At 76.7% G+C, this 17,847-nt stretch carries 14 protein-coding genes; 8 read left to right on the forward strand and 6 right to left on the reverse strand.

Annotated features, from left to right (window positions below; translation table 11 throughout):
• Positions 1 to 33 precede the first annotated feature (33 nt).
• The gene (locus RVR_RS00265) at positions 34 to 1,146 is read left to right on the forward strand and encodes a PP2C family protein-serine/threonine phosphatase (protein ID WP_202231835.1); all 1,113 of its coding nucleotides are present in this window, start codon (positions 34 to 36) and stop codon (positions 1,144 to 1,146) included.
• A 58-nt stretch (positions 1,147 to 1,204) separates the two neighbouring features.
• On the forward strand, positions 1,205 to 2,197 hold the full coding sequence (locus tag RVR_RS00270) for an aminoglycoside phosphotransferase family protein (RefSeq protein WP_202231836.1): 993 nt from the start codon (positions 1,205 to 1,207) through the stop codon (positions 2,195 to 2,197).
• Between the two features lie 98 nt (positions 2,198 to 2,295).
• Here the strand turns inward: RVR_RS00270 and RVR_RS00275 are convergent, their stop codons facing one another.
• Positions 2,296 to 2,703 (reverse strand): RidA family protein, encoded by a 408-nt coding sequence (locus RVR_RS00275; RefSeq protein WP_202231837.1) that lies wholly within the window; start codon positions 2,701 to 2,703, stop codon positions 2,296 to 2,298.
• A 220-nt stretch (positions 2,704 to 2,923) separates the two neighbouring features.
• On the opposite strand from RVR_RS00275, the gene RVR_RS00280 reads away from it, so the two are divergent.
• The 3 genes from RVR_RS00280 (at position 2,924) to RVR_RS00290 (ending at position 9,185) form a co-directional block, all read left to right on the forward strand.
• On the forward strand, positions 2,924 to 3,946 hold the full coding sequence (locus RVR_RS00280; RefSeq protein WP_202231838.1) for a zinc-dependent alcohol dehydrogenase family protein: 1,023 nt from the start codon (positions 2,924 to 2,926) through the stop codon (positions 3,944 to 3,946).
• A 194-nt stretch (positions 3,947 to 4,140) separates the two neighbouring features.
• Complete coding sequence (locus tag RVR_RS00285; protein ID WP_202231839.1) at positions 4,141 to 4,989, forward strand: DUF3626 domain-containing protein; 849 nt, start codon at positions 4,141 to 4,143, stop codon at positions 4,987 to 4,989.
• Positions 4,990 to 5,936: 947 nt separating this feature from the next.
• On the forward strand, positions 5,937 to 9,185 hold the full coding sequence (locus RVR_RS00290) for a hypothetical protein (RefSeq protein WP_202231840.1): 3,249 nt from the start codon (positions 5,937 to 5,939) through the stop codon (positions 9,183 to 9,185).
• A gap of 84 nt (positions 9,186 to 9,269) precedes the next feature.
• On the opposite strand, the gene RVR_RS00295 is transcribed toward RVR_RS00290, so the two are convergent.
• Together RVR_RS00295 and RVR_RS00300 are read right to left on the reverse strand one after the other, a co-directional pair.
• A complete protein-coding gene (locus RVR_RS00295) occupies positions 9,270 to 10,073 on the reverse strand; it encodes an RICIN domain-containing protein (protein ID WP_202231841.1) in 804 nt (267 codons plus the stop codon).
• Positions 10,074 to 10,908: 835 nt separating this feature from the next.
• Complete coding sequence (locus RVR_RS00300; RefSeq protein ID WP_202231842.1) at positions 10,909 to 11,490, reverse strand: TetR/AcrR family transcriptional regulator; 582 nt, start codon at positions 11,488 to 11,490, stop codon at positions 10,909 to 10,911.
• 80 nt (positions 11,491 to 11,570) lie between these two features.
• Between RVR_RS00300 and RVR_RS00305 the strand changes: the two genes are divergently transcribed.
• Complete coding sequence (locus RVR_RS00305) at positions 11,571 to 12,383, forward strand: oxidoreductase (protein WP_202238273.1); 813 nt, start codon at positions 11,571 to 11,573, stop codon at positions 12,381 to 12,383.
• Positions 12,384 to 12,488: 105 nt separating this feature from the next.
• Here RVR_RS00305 and RVR_RS00310 read toward each other — a convergent pair whose 3' ends face one another.
• Both RVR_RS00310 and RVR_RS00315 read right to left on the reverse strand, forming a co-directional pair.
• Positions 12,489 to 13,340 carry a helix-turn-helix transcriptional regulator gene (locus tag RVR_RS00310; protein WP_202231843.1) on the reverse strand — a complete coding sequence of 284 codons (852 nt, stop codon included), beginning with the start codon at positions 13,338 to 13,340 and terminating at the stop codon, positions 12,489 to 12,491.
• 254 nt (positions 13,341 to 13,594) lie between these two features.
• Positions 13,595 to 15,142, reverse strand: a complete 1,548-nt coding sequence (locus RVR_RS00315; protein WP_202231844.1) for an MFS transporter — start codon at positions 15,140 to 15,142, stop codon at positions 13,595 to 13,597.
• Positions 15,143 to 15,241: 99 nt separating this feature from the next.
• On the opposite strand from RVR_RS00315, the gene RVR_RS00320 reads away from it, so the two are divergent.
• A complete protein-coding gene (locus RVR_RS00320) occupies positions 15,242 to 15,862 on the forward strand; it encodes a TetR/AcrR family transcriptional regulator (protein WP_202231845.1) in 621 nt (206 codons plus the stop codon).
• An 81-nt stretch (positions 15,863 to 15,943) separates the two neighbouring features.
• On the opposite strand, the gene RVR_RS00325 is transcribed toward RVR_RS00320, so the two are convergent.
• The gene (locus RVR_RS00325; RefSeq protein ID WP_202231846.1) at positions 15,944 to 16,705 is read right to left on the reverse strand and encodes an SDR family oxidoreductase; all 762 of its coding nucleotides are present in this window, start codon (positions 16,703 to 16,705) and stop codon (positions 15,944 to 15,946) included.
• Positions 16,706 to 16,895: 190 nt separating this feature from the next.
• On the opposite strand from RVR_RS00325, the gene RVR_RS00330 reads away from it, so the two are divergent.
• Entirely contained in the window at positions 16,896 to 17,771 is an 876-nt protein-coding gene (locus tag RVR_RS00330; protein WP_202231847.1) for a helix-turn-helix transcriptional regulator, read from the forward strand.
• The last annotated feature ends 76 nt before the right edge of the window (positions 17,772 to 17,847 follow it).

A 17,847-nucleotide genomic window follows, 5' to 3' on the forward strand; every position in this document is an offset into this window, starting at 1 on the left:
CCCGGCGACCAGGCGCCATGAGGAGCACGGGCGATGGCGGTGCGGGCCGGATCGGCGGAGGCGTCCCGGATGCCCGGAACGCTCGCCTCGGTCGCGCTGGTGGCCGGCGCCCTCCTCGACGCGGTCGGTCCCGAGCCCTACGTGGGGCTGCCGCTGCTCGCCGCCGCCCCGCTCGTCTCCGCGGCCACCCTCTCCTTCCGTACCAGCGTGGTGTTCGCGGTGCTCGCCGCGCTCGCGTCGGTCGGACTGGACTTCGACCAGGAGCGCGCCTGGCTGGCGAGCCTGGTGGACCTGGCGGTGGTGACCGTGGTCGGGGTGATGGCGCTGGTGGTGAACGTGCTGATGGGCCGGCAGGTCAACGACCTCGCCCGGGCCACGGCGGTCGCGGAGGCGGCGCAGCGCGCGGTGCTGCCGCAGCCCCCGGCGCGGGCGGGGCCGCTGGCGGTGGCGTCGACGTACTCCGCGGCGCAGGCCGAGGCGCGGATCGGCGGGGACCTGTTCGCGGTGCAGGAGACGCCGTTCGGGGTGCGGATGATGATCGGGGACGTGCGGGGCAAGGGCATGCAGGCGGTCGGCGCGGTGTCCGTGGCCGTCGGCGCGTTCCGGCAGGAGGCGGAGCACGCGCCGAGCCTGCCCGAGCTGGCGCGCCGGATGGACGAGGCGCTGGCCCGCAACGCCGCCCGGGAGGGCGCCGACCAGCCGGCCGAGGAGTTCACCACGGCCCTGCTCGCCGAGGTGCCGCCCGACGGGAGGCGGCTGCTCGTGGTCAACCGCGGCCATCCCCCGCCCTACCTGGTGGCCGACGGGTCGATCGAGCCGCTGCTGCCGGCCGTGCCGGCGTTCCCGCTGGGCATGGGGCTGGCGCCGGCGCCGGCGGACGGGGACGTGCCGCCGGCCGACTGGTGGCCCCTGCCGCCCGGCGGCACCGTGCTGTTCGTCACCGACGGCGTCACCGAGGCGCGCAACCGCAGGGGCGTCTTCTACGACCCCTGCCGGTCGGGGCTCGCCGGGCGCCGCTTCGCCGAGCCGCGGGCCCTGGTCGACGCGCTCACCGAGGACGTGGACCGGTGGACCGGGCACACCCGGCAGGACGACATGGCGGTGCTCGCGGTGACCCGTGTCGCCGCGCCGCCCTCCGGCCCGTGAGCGCTTCGGCGGCGGAAAAGCCGTTGCGGGCGGTCCGGCGGCGCGCCACCATCCCCGGATGACCGGGAACGTGGACGACGACGGCGCAGGCGGTGGCGGGGAGGTCGGCGGTGTCGGCGGTGTCGGCGGCGGGGAACCGTCCGGGGACGGTGCGCCGGGACGTGACGGGCGGGCCGGGATCGACGCGGAGCTGGTCCGGCGGCTGATCGCCGCGCAGTTCCCGCGGTGGGCCGACCTGCCGGTGGCGCCGGTGCCCGTGGACGGCTGGGACAACCGGACCTACCGGCTGGGCGACACGATGACGGTGCGGCTGCCGACCGCCGAGGGCTACGTGCCGGCGGTGGACAAGGAGCACCGGTGGCTGCCGGTGCTCGCCCCCGCGCTGCCGCTCCCGGTGCCGCGGCTGCTCGCGCGGGGCGAACCGGGCTGCGGCTACCCCTACCCGTGGTCGGTGCGCGGCTGGCTGGAGGGCCGGACCGCGCGGCCCGAGCGGATCGCCGACCTCACCGCGTTCGCGGTGTCGCTGGCCGGGTTCCTCCGCGCGTTGCGACGCGTCGACGCCACCGGCGGCCCCGCGGCCGGCGCGCACAGCTTCCACCGCGGCGCGCCGCCCGCGTACTACGACGGCGAGACCCGCCGGGCGCTGGCCGCGCTGCGCGGCCGGATCGACACCGGCCGGGCGGAGCGGGTCTGGGACGAGGCGCTCGCCTCCGGCTGGGACCGGCCGCCGGTATGGTTCCACGGCGACATCGCCCACGGAAACCTGCTGGTCAAGGACGGCCGGCTGGCGGCGGTCATCGACTTCGGCACCTGCGGCGTCGGTGACCCGGCGTGCGACCTCGTCATCGCGTGGACCCTGTTCGACGGCCCCGCCCGGGCCGCGTTCCGCGCCGCCCTCGACCTCGACGACGCCACCTGGGCCCGGGCCCGCGGCTGGCTGGTCTGGAAGGCCCTGATCAGCATCGCCGAGCACCAGGCCACCGACCCGCCTCAGGCGGCCGAACACCACCGCGCCCTGGCCGCCCTCCTCGCCGACCCCGCCACCCCCTGACGCCGGCCGCACCCGACCTCCGGCGCCCCCGCCCGCCGCGCTTTCCGGGCCTGTCCCGCTGAGCGTGCCGGGCCCGCCACGCCTCGGGGCCCGCCGGATCAGTCCAGCGCCGCGGTGAGGTCGACCTCGACCAGTTGCCCGGCGAAGCCGAGCCGGGTGACGCCGAGCAGGGTGCTCGCGGTGGTGAACGCCGGGCCGAGCGCGGAGGCGGTGAGGCGTGCCCACGCCGCACCGAGGTCGGCCTGCTCGTCGGTGCACACGTAGACGACCGACCGGACCACGTCCTGCGGTCCGGCGCCGACAGCCGCCAGGGCGGCCAGACAGTTCGCGACAACCTGGTCGATCTGGGCGTCGAGCGACCCGGCGCCGACCACCGAGCCGTCCGGTGCGAGCGGGCACTGCCCGGCGAGGTGGGCGGTGCGGCCGGCCTCGACCACGGAGACGTGGTGGTAGCCGGGGGTCGGGTGGAGGTGGTCGGGGTTGATGCGGGTGATCTTCCTGCTCATGGCGGCGAGTGTGGCGAACGCGGGCGTGGCCCGCACCCGGTTTTCGCCCCTCCTCCGGAGCGCCGGGCGCGGGGCGGCCGCTCGAATGCCCCGGCGCGGCCGGGCCCGGGCCCGGTGCCGGGCGGTGGAGGGGAGGACGTACGCTCGGCCGGAGTGATCGCGGCGGGCTGGGTCCGCCGCGGCGCCGATCCCGTCGCGAGCAGAAAGCAAGGTGTGCATCATGCGCGGTGCCGTCCTCCACGCCCCCGGTGACGTGCGTCTGGACCAGCGCGAGGACCCGGCCGTCGTCGCCCCCACCGACGCGGTCATCCGCACCGTGGCCGCCTGCGTGTGCGGCTCGGACCTGTGGGGGTACCGCGGGGTGGACCCGGTCACCCGGCCGACCCCGATGGGCCACGAGTACGTCGGCGTCGTGGAGGAGGTCGGCGCGGACGTCGAGCTGGTGCGGCCCGGCCAGTTCGTCGTCGGGTCCTTCTTCGCCTCCGACAACACCTGCCCGAACTGCCTCAACGGCTACCAGAGCAACTGCCTGCACCGCCAGCCGCTCGGCGCGATCGGCTGCCAGGCCGAGTACGTGCGCATCCCGCTCGCCGACGGCACCCTGGTCGCCACTCCCGGTACGCCGGACGACGCGTTCATACCGAGCCTGCTGGCCTGCTCCGACGTCATGGGCACCGGCTGGTACGCGGCCCTGGCCGCCGAAGTCGGGCCCGGGAAGACCGTCGCGGTCGTCGGCGACGGCGCGGTGGGCCTGTGCGCCGTGATCGCCGCGAGGGAACTCGGCGCGGAGCGGATCGTCGCCATGAGCCGCCACGCGTCCCGGCAGCGCCTGGCCACGGAGTTCGGCGCCACCGACGTCGTCACCGAGCGCGGGGACGAGGGGATCGCCCGGATCAGGGAGATGACCGGCGGGATCGGCGCCGACGCGGTCCTGGAGTGCGTCGGCACCGAGCAGGCCATGGCGCAGGCGCTGCGCTCCGCGCGCCCCGGCGGCAACGTCGGCTTCGTCGGGGTGCCGCACGGCGTCGCCGTGGACGGCCGGGAGCTGTTCAACTCCCACGTGGCGCTGCGCGGCGGCCCCGCCCCGGTCCGCGCCTACCTGCCCGACCTGGTCGAGCGGGTACTGGACGGCCGGATCGACCCGGGCCGGGTCTTCGACCTGGACCTGCCGCTGGAGCAGGTCGCCGAGGGGTACCGCGCGATGGACGAGCGGCGGGCGATCAAGGCGCTGCTGCGGCCCTGACCAGTAGGTTCCCGCCGCCCGTCGCCCCCGTCTCGGTCAGCTCCGTGGGGCGGCGGGGCGGCGGGTGGCGGTCGGGGCGCGGCGGTCGGGGCGCGGGTCCGGGTGCAGCGCGGGGCGTACGGCGAGGGGCGTACGGGGCCCACGACGGGCAATTCGCTTGCGCCCCTCCCGTGACGCCCCGGCACACTGCGGGGATGACGATCAGCCACCTGCCGCACGCACCCGCACGGCGGGCCCTGCGGCACGTCGAGGCACGGTCGGCCGGCGGCCCGGTCGACCCGCTGCTGCGGGTGACGCTCAACTTCCACCCGGACCGGGCGCACCGGGGCCGGCACATCCTGGCCGGGCTGGCCGCCGACGGCGTCTACCGGTCGCAGTTCACGACGGGCACCGGTAACGGCGGCCTGACGGCGTACCCCGGCGGCGACCGGTGGCGCTGGGAGAGCCGGATCTTCGGCGGGGCCTACGACGAGGCGCCGCCCGAGCACCGGCCGGTGTACGGCGCGCTCGACTTCCGCCGCCGCACCACCGGCGGCGCGCCGCGGTTCGGCTCCGCGCACTTCCGGCTGACCGCGGCGGCCGTCGCGCGCACCACGTTCTGCTACCCCGACAGCTTCTGCGAGCCCTCCGACTTCGGGGTCGCGGGCCGTATGGCGCTGGTGGCGCTCGCCGAGGCGGACCGCAAGGACGCCCTGGACGACTACGTGGAGGCCCACGTGCACGGCCCGGTCCTGCTGGAGCGGGACGTCGAGGCGCTGGTGCTGGACGCCTGCCACCGCGGTACCGAGGTGGAGGAGCTGGCCAGGGCGCTGCCCTGCCCGCTGGAGTGGCACGCCGGCTTCCGGCTCACCGTGGCGGAACTGCGGCGCCGTCCGGACTTCCGGGGACCGCGCATCGTGGAGCTGGGGGCGCGGATCGCGGTCGGCGGGCGGCTCGACCCGTCCGTCGTCGCGGCGGCGGTCGCGCGCGGCGAGCACGACCCGCAGGACCTGAAGAAGGTCTGGCACTGCCTGGCCCGGTTCGGCGCCCCGGCCCCGCGGTAGCTCGGGGCGCGGCCCGCGGGCCGGTCCCATAGGGCCCGGACGGGCCGGACAGCCCCGGACAGCACGGACGGCCCGGACGTCCAGGACGGCCAGGACGGCCAGGACGGCCAGGACAGCACGGTGCGTGCTGACGCGGCGCCGACCACCGCATGACCAGCGGAGGACCGCGTGCGGGACACCGCCGAACACCTCCACGATGCCCCCCGTTGCCGCCCTCCGCGCGGTGCCGCGTTGATAGGATCGGGTCGAAGGCAAGGCGTCGGACGCGGGGGGCGGTTGCGGGCCTGCCGATACCGTGCGCCCACTGCTGGAGACCGGTACGCCCGCAGCCGTGACACGAGGGGGAGCGGTGGTGGCACGGTCGGGTGGAACCCGGAGGGCACCGGTGCGGGCGATGATCCCGCCGATCGGCCGCGGTGGCGTGCCCGGCGGTCCGGGTGCCTCGGGCGGCGAGGCCGTCCCGCGCGGCGGACGGGTGGCTCCCGACCGCACGGCCCGCGGACGGGCGTCGTCCCTTCCCCCGACAGTTGCATCCTGGCGGTGTGCCGCCCGGGGCCGTTCGGACCCCGCACCCCGGTGGCTTCGCCGACTCCGGTGCCGGCGACCGTGCTTGCTGCCGCCGGGCGGCCGGGCCGCCGGAAGAAGGCAGAGGGCCGCGCCACCCGGGCCCCGCGGGCCGGAGCAGCGCGCGGGCCTCGCTCCCGGCGGGGTGCCCGTCGCCGACACGGCCGGCGGGCGAAGGGAGTTCACGGCGGTGAACACCTCGGCGGATGGACGGCTCCGCTCCCCCGCGCCGCCGGTACACAGGGAACAGGCGGGGGAGGCCGCACCGTTGCGCCCGGTGTGACCTGGGTGGCGGCGGGAAGTCATACACCTGCGTTACTGTGCGAATCACGTGATGATCGGGTAATGGGTACATGTCGGCGAGCAGGATGCGGTGACGGTTGGTGAGACGGTGGATCGGCACGCGCCCGCGCCGGGGGGCGGACGAGGGGCGGCGGGAGCGGGCGGGGGCCGCGGGCGCGGCACCCGGGTCCGACGCGGCGGGCGGACCGGAGGCGGTGGACCCCGACAGCATCCACGTCGAGGAGATCGACGGCGTGCACGTGGTGCGCACGGTGGGCGAACCCGCCCCCGACCCCATGTCGATCGCCGAACTCGGCTACGCCATGGCCGCGCAGGACGGCACGACCGTCACGATCGTGGTCGGCACGCAGAGCGGGCGCGCCTGGACGGGCCTGGAGGAAGTGCTCGACGGGCAGCGGCGGGGATCGTTCCGCGAGGTGCTGCTGGTGCTGTCGTACGCCGCCACCGCCCACGGCGACCAGCCCGCCGTGGCGCGCCGGATCGTCGAACGGTGGGGCGTGCGCGTGGTCGCGCCGGACGGCGCGGCGCTGCTCGTCCCGGGCGGGTCGCTGTTCGTGCCGAGGCGCCCGGACGCGCAGGGCGCTCCGGGTGAGGGCGGCGGCGCGGCCGACCGGGGACGCGGCTGGTGGCGGTTCACGCCCGAGGGCGAACCCGAGCCGCTGGGGCGGCAGTTGCCGGCTCCGTCCTGGCAGGCGGAGCTGGACCGGCTGGCGGGCACCGTGACGGGCGAGACCGCGGTCCACCGGATTCCGGCCGGGATCGCGCTGCGCCCGCTGGACGCGCCGGCACCGCTGCCGGGCGACCTGGCGTTCGCCGTGCCGGTCGGCCCGGACCGGCCGGTGGTGCTGGTGGGCGCGCCCGGCGACGAGGTGGAACTGACCCCGCCCGACGTCGTGAGCGCCCTCGCGCTGCTGCCGCCCGCGCTCCGCACGGTGATCCGGCTCGCGCCCGGCGGCAACAGCGACCTGCTCGCGGCCGGCCAGTTGGCCGCCGACACCTTCGCCATCGAGGTGGAGGTGCTGACCGGCGCGCCCCTGATGACCGACGGGCTCACCCCCGACGGCGACACGCACCAGGTGCGCACCGTCCTGATCGGACAGGACGGGACGCCGGCGTGGCGGCCCTTCGTCGAGGCGGTCGTCTGCCGTCCGCGAGGCGACGGCCCGCCGGTGCCGCCGCTGCTGCTGCGCTGGCAGCCCCCGCTGCGCGGTGTCGGCACCGCGCGGACCGGGGTGCTGCGGCTCTCCGAGTCCTGGCAGGTCGCGGTCACCCGGGCCGGGCTGCGCGTCACCCGGATGAGCGCCACCGCGCCCGCGCTCGCCGAACGCCCGGTCGACGCCGATGCGCCCGCGATCGAACTGGGCACGCCGGGGCGCCCGATCGGCCCCGAGGCGCTGCCCGCCCTCCGCACACTGCTGGCCGCGCTGAGCGCCGAGGTGCGCGAGCGCGCGGTGCTCCACCTCTACGGCGACTGCGGCACCGAGCAGGCGCGCGAACTCAGCCGGGTGCTGACCGAACACGGCGTCAAGCGGCTGCGGACCAAGCCGCCCCAGCAGGTCCCGCGCCGCCCCCTTCCGGCGGCGGCGTCCCCCCGGGCCCTGGCGCCGGGCGCCCCCGCGGCCGCGCGCACCGCGCTTCCCGGCGGGGCGGTGCAGCCCTCGGCGGCCCCCGCGCCGTCCGGCCCGCACCGCCCGCCCCTGCCCGGCGAGCCCGTCACCACCCCGGCCGAGCTGCCGGGCCCTTCTCAGGGACCTCGTCGGCCGCCCGCGGCCCGTACGGCTCCCGGGGGCCCGGTGGACGCGGCCGCGGGCCCCGCCCTCGGCACGCGGGACCCGAACCGACCGGTCCCGGCGTATCCCGGTGCCGCCGTCCCGCCCGCCGATCCCGGACCGTACGGTGCCGCGTCGGCCGCACGAACGGGCGTGCCAGGGGCGCCTGTTCACCCCGAGGGTGCCGCTCCGGGCGGTCCGGCGGGCCCCACCGCCCTCCCGGGCCCGCGAACCGCGGCGTCGGGCCCGGCCGTTGCCCCGGCGCCGTCCGGGACCGACGGCCCGGCGCGCGTCACCGACGGGGAAGCCCGACGAACTGCCGCGCCCGGCATACCCGTTCAGCCTCCGGCCGCACCCGCGCCGTCCGGCCCGGGCGGACACGGCGGACCGGGTGGGCCGGGTGGACCGGGTGGACCGGCGGGTGCCGACGGGCCGCGAACGCCCGTGCCCACGCCGCCCGTCGCTCCCACGACCGCTTCCGCGGGACCGGGCACCGCGCCCGCCGACGCGTCCGTTGGCCCCATGCCCGTGGGGGCGGCCCCATCGGGGAGCAGGGACGGCGTCTCCGGCCGGCCCGACGCGACGGCGCAGCAGCGGACGGGCACCCCGCCGGCCCCGGCCCCGGCCCCGGCCTCCGCCCCGGCGGACACCGCTCCCCCACCGCCCGGCGGGACCGGTGAGCCGCAGCGGCCCGCGGCCGCCGAAAGCGGCGGTACGAAGCCGGCGTTCGTGCCGCCGGCGATGCGGCGGCCGGTGCTGATGCCGTCGTTCGGGCTGGGGCACCGCAGTTCCGCGGCCGAGCGGGACGCCTTCCGGGCGCTGGTGCCGGACGACGTCTGGCGCCGGCAGGAGGAGGCGGTCGCACGGATGCTGGGCCCGGCGGCCACCGGGAAGATGGCCGAGTGGGCGCCGAACCCCGTGGACGTCCTCGCCGTTCACCTCTACCTCACCGTGGCGGACGGCCCGCTCGGGCACCGCGCGCTCGGCGCAGCCCTGCGCGCGGGTGACCGGCACGTGCTGCCGTACCTCGCGTGCCTCGCGTCCGGGCTCGGGCGCATGGTCCCGTACCGGGGGCCGGCGTTCCGGAGCGGCGACGCGCTGGCGCCCGAGCGCACCGCCGCGGGCCGGCTGCTGCGCGCGCCCGGCCCGGTCAGCGCGCTGACGGCCAACCTGCGCGGTCCCTCCGCCACGACGCGCTACGCCGTCTGGTCGGAGAACGGCCGGCGGGTGCGCCTGGAGCGCGGCGGGGCGCAGGGGGACGGCGGCGGCACCGGGGCGGCGGACGAGGTGGTCTTCGCCCCCGGCGCCACGTTCCGTGTGCTCGGGGTGCACGAGGTGCGGGGCACCGAGGTGGTGCTGCTGCGCGACGCGTCGGCCGGCGTGGGCCCGGTCCCGGCGCCGGGTGCGGGTCCGGCACCGGCGCCGGGCGGGGTGGCCGAGCAGGACCGGGCCGCGCTGGCCGCCCTCACCGAGGCGCTGGAGGAGGGCGTGCCGTCCGGCAGCAGGGGGCGGGTCCGTCAGTGGCCCGCGCGCTGTGCCGGTCCGGCCGGCTGGGAGTGACGGCGGACGGCCGCCGGACGGAGGGCCGGCGCCCGACCGTCCGGCGGCCGTCGCGCGGCCGGGGCCGTCCGCGCCCTCATCCGTTCACTGGAAGCGCCAGCGGAAGTCGTCCTGGGTGTTCGTGCCGCACACGTCCTGCTCCAGCCGGGCGTCCTCACGTCCGGTGCCGACGCCGGGGACGTCGAGGCACAGGCCGCTGCTGAGGTCGCGGATCCAGTAGGTGCCGTCCGGGCGGGGGTCCAGCCACCACAACTGGTTGTCGTTCGTCGTGCGGTCGCAGGCGTACTCCTCGACGGGCGTGCCCGCCGGCTCGGCTCCGTAGTTCGGCAGGTCCATGCAGAGCCCGTCCTTGTGGTTGACGATCACGAACAGGCTGGCGCCGTTCGGACCGCCGCTCTTGGACGCCACCTGGAGGTCCCACAACTGGTTGTCGCCGGCGGTGCCGTCGCAGTCGTACTGGTTGACCGGGCCGTCGCTGGTCCCCTTGCCGTAGCCGGGGACGTCGGCGCACAGGCGGGTGGTCACGTTGACGATCAGCACCTGGGACGCGCTCGACGCGGCGTTCGCCAGGGCTCGCGCGTCGGCGGCGGTCGGCGCCTTCTTCGTCGCCGCCGGCTTGGACGTGGCCTTCGGCTGTGTCGTCTTCTTCGCCTTGGCCGCCGGCGAGGGCGTCCCGGTGGTGGCGGTGCGCGGGGTGGCGGAGGGGTGTGGGTGGGCGGACGCCTTGCCCGACGCGTGCGCCGGTGGCTTCGCGGTGGGTGAGGTGGTGGTGGGGGCCATGACCGGGATCGTCTGCGGGGGGATGTCGTTGCTCTGTGCGGCGGGGGCCGGGTCGTGGTGACGGAAGCCGCTGACCGCGAACGGCAGCGCGGCGCCGAGTGCCACCACGACGCCCACGGTGGCCAGGAGGGGCAACGACCGTGCGGCAGGTCCGCGTTGACCGGGCCGCCCGCTCCCCGACCCGCTCGCCGGTCCGGCCGCCGGACCGCCCACCGCACCGGTCTCGGGTCCGCCCGCCGCACCGCTCGCGGATCGGCCCGGCCCGCTGCGGGCGGGTCGGCCGGCGGCACCGCCGAGGAACCGACGCGGCGTGGCGGAGCCGGCTCTGCCCGCAGGTCCCGCCGCGGCGGCCCGGGGCGGTTTCTGCGGGCCCGCCGGCTCCGCCACGCCGGGCGACGCTCCCTCGCCGGGCGCTTCTCCCCCGCCGGACGGTTCCTGCGCGCCGGAGGGCTCCTGCACGCGGGACGGTGCGCCCGCCGCCTCCGCCGGAGCGGCGCCGCCGCCCGACGCCGTCCGCACGGGCACGGCCGGTGCGGGCACCGCCCTGGCCGGGGCCCGGCCGGCGGGCGCGGCCCGCCCCGGTGCGCCGGGAGCGGGTCCGTCCGGGGCCGCGGGCAGCGCGACCGCCCGGCGGACGGCCACCGCCGGGGCCTCGTCGTCACCCTCCGGCACGGGGCCGTCGTCGTCGGGGTCCCGGGGGGACCGCGAGGTGGGCATGCGTCGTCTCCGTAAGGTCTTCAGGCGGCCCGGGCGGGGCCGTACGGCGCTGGTTACGGCCATCTCACGGCCGACTCGGCGTCATCTTCCCCCACCGCGGGCGGTCCGGGCCCGGGAAAAGCCGAACTCCGTTCCGCGCGCGGGGCGTTCGGTGCGTGCCGCTCCCAACGGACCGGCTCGCGCACCGAATACGACGCGCCTTCGCCGGACAGTACGCCCGGCGCGCTCAGCCTATGGCGGCGGGGTACCGCAGCCCGTCGAAGAGCAGTCGGGTGATCCGCTCGGCGTCCTCGCGCCAGGCGCCGGTGGCCCGCAGGTTGCAGACGCCGCCCATCGCGCGCAGGACCGTGAGGCCGTCGGCGTCGGCGCGCAGGGTGCCGCTCGCGCGGCCCGCCGCGAGGAGGCGGTCGAGGCAGTCGGCCATCTGCGAGCGCGCGTCGTCGAAGACCGGCGAGTCCGTCGCCATGATGCCGGCCAGCGCCCCGGCCATGCCCTTGCCGACGGCCGCGTGTTCCACGAGCAGCAGCAGGAAGCGGTGCAGGGCCTCGGCTGGCGCGGACCGCTCCAGGAGCGTGTCGGGCGCGGCGCACAGCTCGGCGACCTCCTGCCGGTAGACCTCCTCGACCAGCGCCTCCCTCGTCTCGAAGTGCCGGTAGAGCGTGCCGACGGCGACGCCGGCGCTGCGGGCGATGTCCTCGATGTGCGCGTCGGCGCCCCCGTCGCCGGCGAGGAAGGCGTCGCGCGCCGCGGCGAGCAGGGCGTCCCGGTTGCGCCGCGCGTCGGCGCGCAGCGGACGTGACGAGGGCAACACGGCCTCCTAAGGTGAACCTGGTTCATGATAATTTCCGGAGTCCGGTTCACTTTATCCGAGGAGCAGCGGCCATGACCATGTCCGACAACGGGAACAGCGGCCTCGAACGGCATCCCGGGCCCAGTGGCCCGGACGGCCTCGACGGCCTGCGGGTGCTGGTCACCGGCGCCAGCCGCGGTATCGGGGCGGCCACCGCGCGCCGTTTCGCCGAGGCGGGCGCGCGGGTGCTCACCGCCTCCCGCACCGCCCCTCCGGAGGGCTTCCCGGGGACCCACCTCCCCGCGGACCTCACGACCGGGCCGGGTGTGGCGGACCTCGCCCGCCGGGTGCTCGACACCGTCGGCGGGGTGGACGTCCTGGTGGACAACGCGGGCGCGACGACCGGGGCAGTGCCCACGCTGGAGCGCACCGACGCGTCCTGGCAGGCCGACCTCGACATCAACCTGCTCGCCGCGGTCCGCCTCGACCGGGCCCTGGTGCCGGGGATGGTGGAGCGCGGCTCGGGCGTGGTCGTGCACGTCTCCTCGATCGCCAGCCGCGTCCCGCAGCCCTCGGACGCCTCGTACGCGGCCGCCAAGGCTGCGCTGAACGCCTACAGCCGCGAACTCGCCACCGCCGTGGGCCGGGACGGGGTGCGCGTGGTGTGCGTGCTGCCCGGCTTCGTGGTCACCGAGGGGTCGGACGCGCACCTCCAGCGGCTGGCCGACCGCCGGGGCACCGGTCTGGCCGAGGTGCGGCAGCAGATCGTGGACCACCTCGGCGTGCCCATGGGCCGCCCGGGCGACCCCGGGGACGTCGCGGAGATGATCGCCTTCCTGGCCTCCCCGCGCGCCAAGTGGATCACCGGCGCCGAGTTCCGGGTGGACGGCGGCATCATCCCCGCGGTGTGAACGCCCCGCGCAGCCCCCACCCGGCACCCGCCCGGCACCCGCCGCCCCGCCCGCTCCGGCCGCCCCCTCCGCCGGGGTCGACGCGAGGCGCCCGCCCCGCCGGGGTCAGCGCGAGGCGTCCATCCGCTGGGTGCCGACGACCGACAGCAGGCGCAGCGCCTCCTCGTCCGACGAGCCGGGTTCGGCGGTGTAGATCACCACCTGCTGGTCGCGGTCGGCGATGTCCAGGACGTCGCAGTTGACGGTGAGCGGGCCGACCAGCGGGTGCTGGAACGTCTTGCGCAGCATCGGTTCCGGGGCCACCTCGTGCAGGTCCCACAGCCTCCTGAACTCCTCGCTCCCGGTGAGGAGTTCGTCCACCAGTCCGGTGACCTCGGGAGCGTCGGGGTAGCGTGCGGCGGCGGCGCGCAGCCGCCGCGCCGAGGAGCGGGCGAACAGCCCCGCGTCGGAGACCCCGTACAGCCGCGGCCCGCCCTCGTCCGGGCCGAGGAAGAGCCGGCGCACCAGGTTGCGGTCGCGCGGCGGGCGGGCGGAGAAGTCCTCCATCAGGGCGGCCGCGAGGTCGTTCCAGGCCAGCACCTCTCCGGTCGCGGACGTGACGATCGCCGCGGCCTGCGGCAGCCGCCGCAGCAGGTCCAGGACGCTGCGGCGGACCTCGCGCGGGGGCCCGGCCGGCCGTGACCGCGGGGCGCCGGCGAGCTGGTGGAGGTGGTCGCGCTCGGCGTCCGACAGCCGCAGGGCGCGGGTGAGACCGGCCAGCACCTCGCGCGACGGCCGCGGGGCGCGGGCCTGTTCCAGGCGCGTGTAGTACTCCGTGGAGATGTACGCCAACTGCGCCACCTCCTCGCGGCGCAGCCCGGGCGTGCGCCGCCGCGACCCGGCCGGCAGTCCCACGTCGGCGGGGCCGATCCGCTCCCGCCTGCTCCGCAGGAAGTCGGCCAGTTCTCGTCGGTCCATGGCCCCAGTGTGTGCCGTGGGCGCCGCACGGGCCAGGTACCGCCGGTGCCTGGCTGCGCTCCGGCCGACGGCGCACCCCCGCACTCCCCCGCCGCTGTGCCGGACGGCCGGGCCGCGCGCGCCGGCCGGGGCCGGACGGGCGCCGCCTTCGAACGGGCGCCGCCGCCCGGACGGCGGACCCGGCCGGGAACGGGCCCGGCCGGGAACGGACCCGCTTCGGAGGAACCGGAGAGCCCCCGGGAGCGGGGCGCGCCTCAGGGGCGGCTCGGCTCGGGGGGCGGCTCGCTCAGGTCGATCGAGGACGACGCGAACTCCCCGGCGAGCCCGAGCGCCTCGTCCTCGCGCACCTCCGCGGCCGTGATCGTGCTGCCGCCGCTGGCGGCCCGCGGGACGCCGAAGGCCGCCATCAGCGCGGCGACCACGAAGAACAGTCCGCCCAGGCCGAACGTCCAGACGTAGGCGCTCTCGGTCGGCAGCGTGACGGACCCGGTCGGCAGCCGGTGCGTGGCGACCTGGCTCGCCAGGATGGTGACCACGAGCGCGCTGCCGACGGCGCCGCCGACGGTCCGCATGATCGAGTTGATGGAGTTGGCCACCCCGGTCTCGTGGGCGCCCACGTTCAGGACCAGGAGCGCCGGCATGGACGCGTAGGCGATCGCGATGGCCGCGTTGCAGATGACGACGCCGATGACGACCTCGGCGGTGGTCGCGTGCAGCACCGCCAGCAGCACCATGCCGACGGCGCCGATGGCGCAGGCGAGCAGCAGGACCAGCCGCGGGCCCGTGCGCGCCACGAGCCGGCCGGCCAGCGGCCCGGTGCACATCGAGACGATCGCGCCGGGGAGCATGAAGACGACGCTCGTGCGCAGGATCGACGCGTGGAAGCCGTACCCGGCCACCGCGTCCTGGGTCTCGACGAAGTAGGTGACCCCGAGGAAGACGCTGAACATCGCGAAGCCGATACACAGCGCGGCCAGGTTGGTGGCCAGCACGGGGCGGCGCGCCAGCAGCTCGTAGGCGACCAGCGGTTCGCGGGTGCGCCGCTGGAGCAGGACGAAGCCGACCAGCACCACGACGGAGGCGGCGAAGAGCCCGATCACCCGGACCGAGCCCCATCCCCACGCGTGACCCTGGGACAGCGGCAGGAGCAGGCAGACCAGCCCGAGGCCGAGCACCAGCGCGCCGCGGTAGTCGACGCGCCCGCCCTGGCCGGGCACCCGCGGGATCGCGCGCGCGGACAGCCCGAGGACCACCACGGTCATGCCGACGCACAGCCAGAAGATCCGCCGGTAGTCGGCGTCGCCCTGGGTCAGCAGGCCGGTCGCGACCAGCGCGATGCCGCTGCCGACGCCCAGCGCCGAGGCGGTGACCGCCATCGCACCGGTGAGCTTCTCCCTGGGCAGCGTCTGGCGCAGCACGCTGATCGCCAGCGGGAACAGGCCGAAGCTGGCGCCCTGGAGGACCCGGCCGAGGATGAGCAGTTCGATGCTGTGCGTGACGGCGGCCAGCAGGCTGCCGGCCAGGGTCACGACCAGTGCGGCGAGGATCACCCGCCGGTGCCCGAAGGCGTCGCCTATCCGGCCGAGCAGGGGTGTGACGGCGGAGGCGGTGAGCATCGTCGAGGTGGTGACCCATCCGACGGCGGTGGCCGAGGCGCCCAGTTGCGTGCCGATCTCCGGCAGCACCGGCACCACGAGCGTCTGGATCATCGAGAGGAGGAAGACCGCCGCCGCCATGGTCACCACGACGAGGCGCTCCGGGACCGCTGCCGCGGCCCCGGTCGAGGTCCGTTCATGAGGCATGGCTCCACCATAGCCAGCGGACTCGACACATGTCGATTATTGCCGACACCCGTGGAGAACGTCCTCGGTGGCACGCCTGGGAGGTCATAAGCTGGCGGTATGGCAGCAGACACCACCGGCGGCACGGTGCGGCGCCGCGACCGGCCGAGCAAGGGCGCGCTGCGCGAGGAGCGCATCCTTGACGCGACGCGCCGGCTGGTCACCGAGCGCTCGATGGCCGACATCACCATCGACGACATCGCCGCGGCGGCCGGGATCTCGCGGACGAGCTTCTACTTCTACTTCCCGACCAAGCAGGCGGTGCTCGCCGCGCTGATGGAGCAGGTCTGGGAGCGGTTCGGCCAGACCCACGGGTGGTTCGCCAGCAGCGGCCCGACCCGCGCCGACCTGCTCGACCAGCTTCGGCGCGTGGCCGAGATGTGGCAGGAGAACAGCAAGGTGCTCGCCTGCGCCATGCCCGGCGGGTTCGCCGTCGGCTACCGGCCGCTGGAGGAGTTCGTCGGCCGGGCCAAGCAGCGCTTCGTGGACGGGCTGGCGGAGAAGATCCGCCGGGACCGCGCCGCCGGCCTCGCCCCCGAGGGCGTCGACGCCGCCGTGCTCGCGCGCATGGTGGCGGTCGTCCGCGACCACCGGATCTCGGAGATCACCGACCTGCCCGAGGAGCAGCGGGAGGGCGCGCTGGACGAGCTGGCCACGGTCGTCCTGCGGATGATCTACTGACCCGCGCCCGCCCGGTCCCCGTACGCCGGGCGCCCCGCCCGCCCCGTGGTCGGGCCGGCCCGCGCGGCGCTCCCCTCCTGCTCAGTCCTTGCGGCCCAGAAGCGTCGACAGCGCCCGGGAGCGCTGCGCCACGAGGTCGTCGTAGGTGCCCTCCCGCTCGGCCCAACGGTGCATGCGGACCTTCTCGACCAGGATCTCGTGCGGGGTGGGCTCCTGGGCCAGCAGGGCCATGACCTCCGCGGCGAAGGCGTCGAGCGGCAGCGCCTGCGGGTTCACCTGCTCCTGGTCCGAGGTGGCCACCGCCGGGGGGACGAGTTCCGTGACGCCGACGCCGGTGCCGGCGAGCTGGGCGCGCAGCGCCTCGGAGTAGGCGTGCACCGCGGCCTTGGAGGCGGCGTAGGTCGGCATCGGCGGGAAGGGCAGGAAGGCGATGCCCGACGTGACGGTGACGAAGGTGCCGGCGCCGCGCCCGACCAGATGCGGGGTGAAGGCGTCGACGACCCGGATGGTGCCGAGCAGGTTGGTGTCGACCGTCGCCTTCGCGGCCTCGAAGTGCGCGGGGTCGCGCAGGTCCTCCAGGAGCATGACGCCCGACATGGTGACCACGGTGTCCAGCTCGGGGTGCAGGGCGAGCACGGCGTCGCGGGCGGCGGCCACGGAGGCGTCGTCGGTCACGTCGACCTCGAAGGTGCCGAAGCCCTCGGCCGACAGGTCGGCGAGCGCCTGCGCGTTGCGTCCGCCGACGGCCACGGTGCTGCCGGCCGCGGCGAACCGCCGGGCCAGTTCCCGGCCGATGCCGGAGGTGCCGCCGACGATGAGAACGGTGCGGTGGGCGAGATCCACGAGATGTCCCTTCGATCCGGGGCTGCCGCGGCGTTCCGGCCGGCGGTGCCCCTCCTCAGATGATCCCCGTCCGTTCCGGACGGCGACACCGCAAGTCTCGGCGGAGCGCGCGGGGCGGGGCAGAGCCCCGCTCTTCCCTGGTCCTGACAGGGCCCCCTTCGGCGGAGCCGCGGCGCACTACGGTGGCGGTATGAAGGACGGCGACTCCGAGAACCGGCTGGGCGGCTACCTGCGCGCCCGGCGCGAGCTGGTCACTCCCGCGCAGGCGGGGCTGCCGCCCGGCGGCAACCGGCGGGTGCCCGGCCTGCGCCGCGAGGAGGTCGCCCTGCTCGCCGGGATCAGTGCCGACTACTACCTCAGGCTGGAGCGGGGCCGGGACAAGAACCCCTCGGCGCAGGTCCTGGAGTCGCTGGCGCGGGTGCTGTGCCTCGACGACGTCGAGCGGACGTACCTGCTCGGCCTCGCCGCGGCCCGTCCCCGGGCAGCGCGGCGCAAGCGGCCCGAGCACGTGCCGGCGCGGGTGCACCACCTCCTCGCGCACCTGGACATCCCCGCGTTCGTGGAGGGCCGGGCCTTCGACGTGCTGGCGTCCAACGCCATGGCCGTCGCGCTGTCGCCGCGGCTGCGTCCCGGGGAGAACCGGCTGCGCTCCCTCTTCCTCGACCCCGAGGAGCAGGCGTTCCAGCAGGACTGGACGAAGGCCGCCGCCGGCTTCATCGCCGCGCTCCGCACCACCATCGGCGACGACACCGACAACCCCCGGTTCGTGGAGGTCGTCGGCGAGCTGGCGCTGTCCAGCCAGCGGTTCCGCACCCTGTGGGCGCGGCACGACGTGCGCGACCTGGCCGGCGGCACCACCACCGTGGTGCACCCCGTCGTCGGGGAGCTGCGGCTGCACCGCGACAAGCTCCCCGTCGACGACGTCATCCTCGTCGTGTACTACCCCGACAAGGACAGCGAGAGCGACGAGAGGATGGCGCTGCTCGCCGCGCTCGCGCGGTCGGCCTCCGAGGGGACCGCCGGGCCCCCGGCCGCTTCCCCCGCCCCGGACCCGAAGGCGCCCTGATTCCCGCGCCCGCGGCTGCGGGCGGCGGTCAGGGAGGACGCCGGTCGGGGGCCCTGGGCGGGCGGGGCTCCGGACG

Source organism: Streptomyces sp. SN-593 (assembly GCF_016756395.1).
Classification (GTDB): Bacteria; Actinomycetota; Actinomycetes; order Streptomycetales; family Streptomycetaceae; genus Actinacidiphila; species Actinacidiphila reveromycinica.